This window comes from Capnocytophaga catalasegens (genome assembly GCF_026005215.1).
Taxonomy (GTDB): domain Bacteria; phylum Bacteroidota; class Bacteroidia; order Flavobacteriales; family Flavobacteriaceae; genus Capnocytophaga; species Capnocytophaga catalasegens.
In genome coordinates this window covers 1-7,533 of record NZ_BPMA01000042.1, presented here as the reverse complement: position 1 = coordinate 7,533, position 7,533 = coordinate 1, and the positions used below count along the sequence as shown (strand labels likewise).

At 29.4% G+C, this 7,533-nt stretch carries 13 protein-coding genes; 12 read left to right on the top strand and 1 reads right to left on the bottom strand.

Annotated features, from left to right (window positions below):
* From OO775_RS11000 to OO775_RS10970, 7 genes are all read left to right on the top strand, one after another.
* A partial coding sequence (locus OO775_RS11000; protein WP_264847191.1) for a hypothetical protein occupies nt 1-1,454 on the top strand: 1,454 nt, incomplete at its 5' end.
* Between the two features lie 12 nt (nt 1,455-1,466).
* Nucleotides 1,467-1,805: a hypothetical protein gene (locus OO775_RS10995; protein WP_264847190.1), complete on the top strand. Its 339-nt coding sequence runs from the start codon at nt 1,467-1,469 to the stop codon at nt 1,803-1,805.
* Entirely contained in the window at nt 1,795-1,929 is a 135-nt protein-coding gene (locus tag OO775_RS10990; protein ID WP_264847189.1) for a hypothetical protein, read from the top strand. The genes OO775_RS10995 and OO775_RS10990 overlap by 11 nt, the downstream gene beginning before the upstream one ends.
* Before the next feature lie 95 nt (nt 1,930-2,024).
* Complete coding sequence (locus tag OO775_RS10985; RefSeq protein WP_264847188.1) at nt 2,025-2,396, top strand: hypothetical protein; 372 nt, start codon at nt 2,025-2,027, stop codon at nt 2,394-2,396.
* Nucleotides 2,386-2,601: a hypothetical protein gene (locus OO775_RS10980; protein ID WP_264847185.1), complete on the top strand. Its 216-nt coding sequence runs from the start codon at nt 2,386-2,388 to the stop codon at nt 2,599-2,601. The genes OO775_RS10985 and OO775_RS10980 overlap by 11 nt, the downstream gene beginning before the upstream one ends.
* 12 nt (nt 2,602-2,613) lie before the next feature.
* A complete protein-coding gene (locus tag OO775_RS10975) occupies nt 2,614-2,799 on the top strand; it encodes a hypothetical protein (RefSeq protein WP_264847183.1) in 186 nt (61 codons plus the stop codon).
* A gap of 29 nt (nt 2,800-2,828) precedes the next feature.
* Complete coding sequence (locus OO775_RS10970) at nt 2,829-2,951, top strand: hypothetical protein (protein WP_264847182.1); 123 nt, start codon at nt 2,829-2,831, stop codon at nt 2,949-2,951.
* Here the strand turns inward: OO775_RS10970 and OO775_RS10965 are convergent.
* Entirely contained in the window at nt 2,948-3,091 is a 144-nt protein-coding gene (locus OO775_RS10965) for a hypothetical protein (protein ID WP_264847181.1), read from the bottom strand. The two genes, OO775_RS10970 and OO775_RS10965, sit on opposite strands and share 4 nt — an antisense overlap.
* Before the next feature lie 13 nt (nt 3,092-3,104).
* On the opposite strand from OO775_RS10965, the gene OO775_RS10960 reads away from it, so the two are divergent.
* The 5 genes from OO775_RS10960 to OO775_RS10940 all read left to right on the top strand — a co-directional run bounded on the left by OO775_RS10960 (nt 3,105) and on the right by OO775_RS10940 (nt 7,453).
* Nucleotides 3,105-4,796, top strand: coding sequence for an AHH domain-containing protein (locus tag OO775_RS10960; protein ID WP_264847179.1), 1,692 nt, complete (start codon nt 3,105-3,107; stop codon nt 4,794-4,796).
* Nucleotides 4,797-4,807: 11 nt separating this feature from the next.
* Entirely contained in the window at nt 4,808-5,485 is a 678-nt protein-coding gene (locus OO775_RS10955; protein WP_264847178.1) for an imm11 family protein, read from the top strand.
* A gap of 193 nt (nt 5,486-5,678) precedes the next feature.
* Entirely contained in the window at nt 5,679-6,251 is a 573-nt protein-coding gene (locus OO775_RS10950; RefSeq protein WP_264847176.1) for a hypothetical protein, read from the top strand.
* An 86-nt stretch (nt 6,252-6,337) separates the two neighbouring features.
* Nucleotides 6,338-7,027 (top strand): imm11 family protein, encoded by a 690-nt coding sequence (locus OO775_RS10945; protein WP_264847174.1) that lies wholly within the window; start codon nt 6,338-6,340, stop codon nt 7,025-7,027.
* A gap of 126 nt (nt 7,028-7,153) precedes the next feature.
* Nucleotides 7,154-7,453 (top strand): hypothetical protein, encoded by a 300-nt coding sequence (locus OO775_RS10940; protein ID WP_264847172.1) that lies wholly within the window; start codon nt 7,154-7,156, stop codon nt 7,451-7,453.
* Nucleotides 7,454-7,533: the final 80 nt, after the last annotated feature.

Below are 7,533 nucleotides of genomic sequence, written 5' to 3'. Positions count from 1 at the left end.
GGACGGGAACGAATGTGGTGGAAGTTCCGATAATTAAAACGATTGATGATGCGATTAAGGCATTGGAACAAGTTTTCAAAAAGCAGAAAGAAATTATCCAAAAACAGGAACATCTTGAAAAACAATTCGCTGAAAACAAAATAAATAAGGAAAAATACGAGCAGGAACAAGAAAAAATAAAGGAACTAATTGCTCAAAATGACAAAAGATTAGATGTTGTAAATCAATATGTTAAGGAAAAACCTTTCGTAACAGAAGCCGAAAATAAAAATGTTACAAATCAAATAAATTCGTTCAAATCTTCGAGTTCAAAGCAATCATTTGATGAGAGTAAAGCTGATGAACTTTTGGCTACTTTTAAGGATTTTAAAAAGAAAGAAGAGCAAGCTATTGCCGAAATAAAAGAATATTTAGAGGATTTTGCACAAGGTAAAAAAGTTTGTGGAGAATGGATTGAGAAAGAAGATTACATTATTTATACGAACCTAAAATACATTCGTTACAAGGAGTGTTTTAATCCTACAAATAGAATTTCTGGAACAATATTTCATTTAAAAAAGGACAAAGAAGACCAACCAGATGTATATATATTTAGAACAGGGTTTGACCTTGATAATCTTAATACACAAGACCATAATCGAAAAGGTTACTATTATCTAATTGATATTGAGAGTCGTAGCCGAATTAACTTTATTCCAGAAGAAGCTACACCCAATTCTCCTATTATGCCTCAAATGATGAAAGATATTATTTTTGGCATAGCAGATTTTGTTATTCCTATTGAAGGAGGCTATATTGTATATACAGGAAAAGATTTTAGTGGTGAGGAAAGTAACCGACTTGTTGCCGCAGGATTGACTATTTGGGATTTGTCTGCCGGAAAAGTAACCAAAACCATTAAAATTATTGGCAAAGTAAGTTCGCCTGCTATTGAGGGAATTCTTAAAACCTTTGGTAAAAAAGCAGTTAGGGAGGCAGGTGAAGCGATAGGAAAGGTCTTCCTAAAAAAACTTGATGAGACAATCACTAAACTAAAAAACAAAGCAAAATTTGAATTAGAAGGTACTGGGAAATATGATGATGTAAAAGGACACCACCCTTTGGCTAAAAAAGCCTTTGAGGAGATTAAAGAGTATGATTACAAAAAAGCGTTTAGTGTAAGTCCTAAAACTTTACAAGATATATGGGAAAAAGTAAATCCAACAGAAGATATAATAAATGTACATAATAAAATAACGGGACAACAAATATCTTTATATACCGCTTGGCGAAAAGCCAACCCTAATAAAACATTAGAAATAGACGATATGGCAGAAATAGAAATAAAAGCAATGGTAAATGCAGGCATATCCGAAGACATTGCCACAGGTTGGGTCATTAAAGCATTAGAGGACTTAAAAGAAAAAGGCGTTACAGCTATAAAAAATATACCTTGGAATGGAGTTAATAATTAAAAATTTATAAAAATGAAAACAAATCAAGAAATTTTAAATGAGTTTGGTCGTGAGTTAATAGAAAATTCTTATGATTTTAATTTTAATTTATTCAAAAGAAATATTGAAAAAAATATTTCTTCTGAAAAAGATAGAAAAAAAATATTGTCTTTATTTAAAGAAAATATAGAAAGTATATTATTTAATATTTTAAAACTATTTGAAGAAAACGAAGAGTTTAAATTAATTTATGAGAAAGATGGTAAACAAATTAACTTAGTAGAAATCAGTGAAATGCTAAAAGCAGAGCCTTTGGGAGAAAACGGTTGGATAAAGCGTTTTAGCAAATATGCAGATGAGTATGAGGTGTAATAAACTATACACTGCTTGGCGAAAAGCCAATCCAAGTAAAATATTAGAGATAGATGAAATGGCTGAAATAGAAATAAAAGCAATGGTAAATGCAGGAATACCTGAAGAGATAGCCACTGGTTGAGTAGTAAAAGCCTTAGAAGATTTAAAAGAGAAAGGTGTAACAGCCATAAAAAACATACCTTGGAATGGAGTTAATAATTAAAAAAGTATAAAACAATGAAAAACAATCAAGAAATTTTAGACGAATTTGGAGAAATGATAATTAGAGAATCTTATGATTATCAATTAAACTTTATAAAGAATAAAATTGAAGATTTGCGCCTAACAGAAAGTTATACCAGTTTATTTGATAATATGACTAGTATTCAAAAAAAGGAATTAGAAAAATATACCCAAGAAATATTAAGTGGTTTTTTATTTGATATTCTAAGAATTTTCGAAGAAAACGAACAATTTAAACTGATTTATGAGGAAAATGGCAAACAGGTAGATTTGGTTAAAATCAGTGAAATGCTCAAAGCTGAACCAATCATTGAAAATGGTTGGATAAAGCGTTTTAGCAAATATGCAGATGAGTATGAGGTGTAATAAACTATACACTGTTTGGCGAAAAGCCAACCCTAATAAAACATTAGAAATAGACGATATGGCAGAAATAGAAATAAAAGCAATGGTAAATGCAGGCATATCCGAAGACATTGCCACAGGTTGGGTCATTAAAGCATTAGAGGACTTAAAAGAAAAAGGCGTTACAGCTATAAAAAATATACCTTGGAATGGAGTTAATAATTAAAAATTTATAAAAATGAAAACAAATCAAGAAATTTTAGATGAATTTGGAAGAAAAATGATAGAAGATATTTATGATGATTCCATATTATATTTTCAACAAATTGTAACAAATCAAACAAAATGGGGGACAGAAAAAAAACTAACAGAAATTTTTAATAAACTAACATCAGAGGAAAAAAAATTATTTATGAATACATAATGGAAATATTAAGAACAACAATGTTTAGTATGTTAGGAATTTTTGAAGAAAATGAACAATTTAAATTGATTTATGAGGAAAATGGGAAGCAGGTAGATTTGATGAAAATTAGCGAAATGCTCAAAGCTGAACCAATCATTGAAAACGGCTAGATAAAGCGTTTTAGCAAATATGCAGATGAATATGAGGTGTAAACTAAAATTAAGTAAAAACGTTCTTTGACATAATATTTCCCCGTAACGGTACTGCGTGCCACAGGTTCCAATGGTGTATTTTCAAGTGAAGGTTGCATACAAATACCCTATTTGCTTGATACGAAAATCAAAGTGGTTTTCAGCGGAATAACCCTTAATTCTGAACGACAACTCATTGAAGATAAGCTTGTTACGACTTATGATAGAATGGAAAGTAACGTGGTGGAAGTAAGCGAAGAGTTGAAGAAGATTGAAAATACGATAAAACTCGCCTCAGAAACTATTGATAACCTTATTGATAAAGCTCTGAAAGAGAAGCGATTAATCCCACAAGATTTTCAAAAATTACAAGAAAATAGCCGTATTTTTGAAACGAATATAGAAACTCAAATAGCTACTTTTTCTCCCATATTAACCCCAGAAGAAGAACAAACTTATAAGGAAGCTATAAACGAATTAAAAAAGAATCAAGATGATGTTAATTGCCTTAAAGACAATAGCTTAGAAAAAATAAGTTTTGTGTTTGTTGGAACAGGTTATGGAATGTCTTTTGACGAAGATATTTTTTATCAGGTTACAAACGATTGTGAAAAAAACTTACTAAAATATCAGGAGAACAAGAAAAAACTCGAACAAAAAGTCAAAAAAGAATCTAATTTCTTTCAAGAAATGGAAGAAATTTGGGATTTTTTCAGTAAATGCTACAAAGAATACAAAACTCAAACAGGTTTTGTTCCTCGTTGTTTGTGGTACGATGTAGAACCTTTGGTTCCGTATTTTTCTGACCCTGCTTTTGCATCGGGGATTATAGATGGAGCGGCAGAAACAATAAAAATGGTTGCCGATTTAGCTAATTTGTTAGATTGTTATAATTTTGCTGCATCGTTTCGAGCTTGGACAAAAGAATGTAAGGAACAACGTGTGCAAACATTGGAAACATTAAAGGCAATAAAAGAGTTTATTACCAGTCCTGATGCACTAAAACAAGTAATGGATTCTTTTGCCCAATACATAGATGAAACGGCAGGTTTTGATAATCAAGCACGCTACAATCAAGGGAAACTATTGTTTGACGTGGCTATTTCGTTTGTAGGAGTAGGCGAGATAAAAAGCATTTTGAAAGGGGGAAATATAGTTCAAACACTTACTAAATCATTCCAAAAACTACCGAAAAATGCAGTAAATTTGGTAACCAATACCAAAAAAATAGGTAAAAATACTGCAAAAGAAATTGTAGAAGATGCTGGAAAACAGATAGTTAAAACTTCCCAAGGATTGGTTGATGATATTGTTTCTAAAAGAAATATGATACGGAAAAATATTCTTAACCTAACAGAAACAAAAGAATATGCCAAGAAATATTTTGATAAATTTGTAAAGCAAGGAGACTTTGAAGATTGGTTTAAAAATACCTTTGCAAAATACGAAAACAATACCTTAAACTTTGAGGCACACCATATTATACCTATTGATGTACTGAAAAGTAATGACAAATTACAAAAATTACTTTTTGACCTAAAAAAAGCAGACCCTAATTTTAATTTTGATTTTAATGGTATTGAAAATGGTATGATGATACAAAAGAAAAGTTTAAAATTAGATATTAACGGACATACAATACACAATGATTATAATAGAGAAATCAGTAAAAAAATATCAGAAATTATCACGTTACCAAGAAATGTTAATAAACCGCAAAGAGCTTTTGATGAAATTAAAGAATTAATACAAGAAACCAAAGATAAATTAGAAAAAGAAGTTTTATTAGGAACTAAGAATGTAAATGATATTATTAATTTTTAAATACGAGCCAAATGAAATATTACAAGATAACAGATAAAAGTCTTGATTTAGAACAGAAATCAAAAGGGCTAGTAGCAGATATTCCAAGTGCCAACGGCGAATTTGTTCCCAATGGAGCGTTTTATTTTGATAGAATGGGAGAAAGAGAAATTATAGAAGATGCTCCTATATTTGATTATTTTCATTTACAGAGTTTTGGAGAAAAGAAAGACTGGGAATGGCGGTTACAAGATGTCCACGGATTTATATATGTGGGAAGTATTATTACAGGGTGGTACATATCTGATAAACTAAAAACTTTATTGGAAAAATTTAAAATAGCCCCAAAATATCATTTTTATGAAACACGACTTTTATACAAAGGCGAGAAGTTAAAATACTGGATTTTTCAGTTTCCGATAGAAGGTTTTGATAACTACAACTATGAAAAAAGTGAATATTTTATAGATAATCAAAGAGTTTTAGGCATCAAAACAGCAGAGGAATACGATAATTATGATTACAAAATATGGAAAGAAACTAAAAAAAAGATAGAGTGGAGAAAAATCGTACTAAAAGATAATTTTGATATTGTTAATACTTGGCACGGAGATATAATTGTTTCCGAAGCTCTAAAACAAACCATAGAAGAGAATAACATTACAGGTTTTGAGTTTTCAGAGCTTGATTATGAGGTGGTTGTAGAGTAATATTCTAAAAGTTTAAATTAGAAAAAGAAGTTTTATTAGGAACTAAGAATGTAAATGATATTAAAAATTTTTAAGCTATGAAATATTATAAAATAAAGATAAAAAGAAGATAAAAAGAAGATTTGAAGAAGATAAAGTTTTAGGACACGCCAATGGTCAGTTTGTCCCTAATGGAACATTTTACTTTGATAAAATGAGAAAAGGAGAAATTATAGAAAATACTCCTATATTTGATTATTTTCATTTACAGAGTTTTGGAGAAAAGAAAGACTGGGAGTGGCGACTGCAAGATGTTCACGGATTTATTGGAGAATCACCAAGCGGTAATAATTATTATATTTCAGATAACTTTAAAATTCTTTTAGATAACTTCAAAATAGCTCCAAAATATCACTTTTATGAAACACGACTTTTGTATAAGGGCAAAAAATTAAAATACTGGATTTTTCAGTTTATTGCCAATTATAGAAAACTTAATAAAATGGAATTCGTTAATTTTTCAGAAAGTACTTTTTATTTAAATAATCAAATTTATAGATTTAATTCTTATGAAGAGTGGTCTGATATAAATGAAGAAATCTATGATAAATATGATGAAGAATTAAAAATTAAAGAAATTATTTTAACTAATTTTTTTGATTTTATCCCTTTAAATCCAATAAGTTCGGATATTATTATTTCTGAAACATTAAAACGCTCTATCGAAGAGAATAATATTACAGGTTTTGAGTTTTTTGAACTTGATTATGAGGTAGTTGTAGGGTAATATTTTAAAAGTTTAAAATTAGAAAAAGAAGTTTTATTAGGAACTAAAAATGTAAATGATATTATTAATTTTTAAATACGAGCCAAATGAAATATTACAAGATAACAGATAAAAGTCTTGATTTAGAACAGAAATCAAAAGGGTTAGTAGCAGATATTCCAAGTGCCAATGGCGAATTTGTTCCCAATGGAGCGTTTTATTTTGATAGAATGAGAAAAAGAGAAATTATAGAAGATGCTCCTATATTTGATTATTTTCATTTACAGAGTTTTGGAGAAAAGAAAGACTGGGAGTGGCGACTGCAAGATGTTCACGGAGGAATGGGTGAATATCCGAGTGGAGCATATTGGTACATATCTGATAAGCTAAAAACTTTATTAGAAAAATTTAAAATAGCTCCAAAATACCATTTTTATGAAACTCTGCTTTTATACAAAGGTGAAAAATTAAAATACTGGATTTTTCAGTTTCCTATAAACCCTCTACAAAACATTATATTTGAACATAGTATTTTTTACTATCTAAAAAATAATATAAATACTATTATAAAAATAGAAAATGAATCTGAATTTATGAAAACAAGGCGAAAATTACTACTGGAAGACGATATTGAATTGGAATGCTCGAAAGTTTGCCTCTCAAAAGAATTTGACATTATTTACAATTTACCTAATGGAGATACACTCTGTTCCGAAACCCTAAAACAAGCCATAGAAGAAAATGGAATCACAGGTTTTGAGTTTTCAGAACTTGATTATGAGGTGGTTGTAGAATAATCAAACCAATCTAACGAAAACAGTAATATATCAATATATCAAATGTTATTGCTTTTAATAAAACGTTCTTTGACATAATATTTTTCTATAATCGTTACAACTTATGATAGAGCGGAAAGTAACGTGGTGGGAGCAAGCGAAGAGTTAAAGAGGATTAAAAATACAGCTCTGTTAATTAAAGAAGAGATAAAAAATCTTTTTGACCAACGTAAAAAAGCGATTGAAGTGCATATTTCTGACAAGAAAACAATAAAAAAATTAGTCAAATTAGCACGAGAAAAAATAGAAACCGAAGGAGTAAGCCAAGAGATAATTAAAGAGCATTTGGCATCAAACTTTGTAGGAAAAGGAGTTGTTTCAAAAGAAGAAGTCGCTGAAAATGAAGATGTTAAAAAAAATAGAAGAATATGTAAATATCGAAATTGATTTAGAAAATTTTGAGATTTTAGGAAAAAGTTTAAAAGACCCACCTGTAAAAGAGGGGCAATTTATCGGAGAAATAAGAA

What these genes read in the sequence shown, in the direction of transcription:
- OO775_RS10970 (WP_264847182.1), top strand. Translation starts at nt 2,829, where the DNA reads ATGTTAGGAATTTTTGAAGAAAATGAACAATTTAAATTGATTTATGAG.
- OO775_RS10995 (WP_264847190.1), top strand. Translation starts at nt 1,467, where the DNA reads ATGAAAACAAATCAAGAAATTTTAAATGAGTTTGGTCGTGAGTTAATA.
- OO775_RS10975 (WP_264847183.1), top strand. Translation starts at nt 2,614, where the DNA reads ATGAAAACAAATCAAGAAATTTTAGATGAATTTGGAAGAAAAATGATA.
- OO775_RS10990 (WP_264847189.1), top strand. Translation starts at nt 1,795, where the DNA reads ATGAGGTGTAATAAACTATACACTGCTTGGCGAAAAGCCAATCCAAGT.
- OO775_RS10980 (WP_264847185.1), top strand. Translation starts at nt 2,386, where the DNA reads ATGAGGTGTAATAAACTATACACTGTTTGGCGAAAAGCCAACCCTAAT.
- OO775_RS10955 (WP_264847178.1), top strand. Translation starts at nt 4,808, where the DNA reads ATGAAATATTACAAGATAACAGATAAAAGTCTTGATTTAGAACAGAAA.
- OO775_RS10950 (WP_264847176.1), top strand. Translation starts at nt 5,679, where the DNA reads ATGAGAAAAGGAGAAATTATAGAAAATACTCCTATATTTGATTATTTT.
- OO775_RS10945 (WP_264847174.1), top strand. Translation starts at nt 6,338, where the DNA reads ATGAAATATTACAAGATAACAGATAAAAGTCTTGATTTAGAACAGAAA.
- OO775_RS10985 (WP_264847188.1), top strand. Translation starts at nt 2,025, where the DNA reads ATGAAAAACAATCAAGAAATTTTAGACGAATTTGGAGAAATGATAATT.
- OO775_RS10965 (WP_264847181.1), bottom strand. Translation starts at nt 3,091, where the DNA reads ATGCAACCTTCACTTGAAAATACACCATTGGAACCTGTGGCACGCAGT.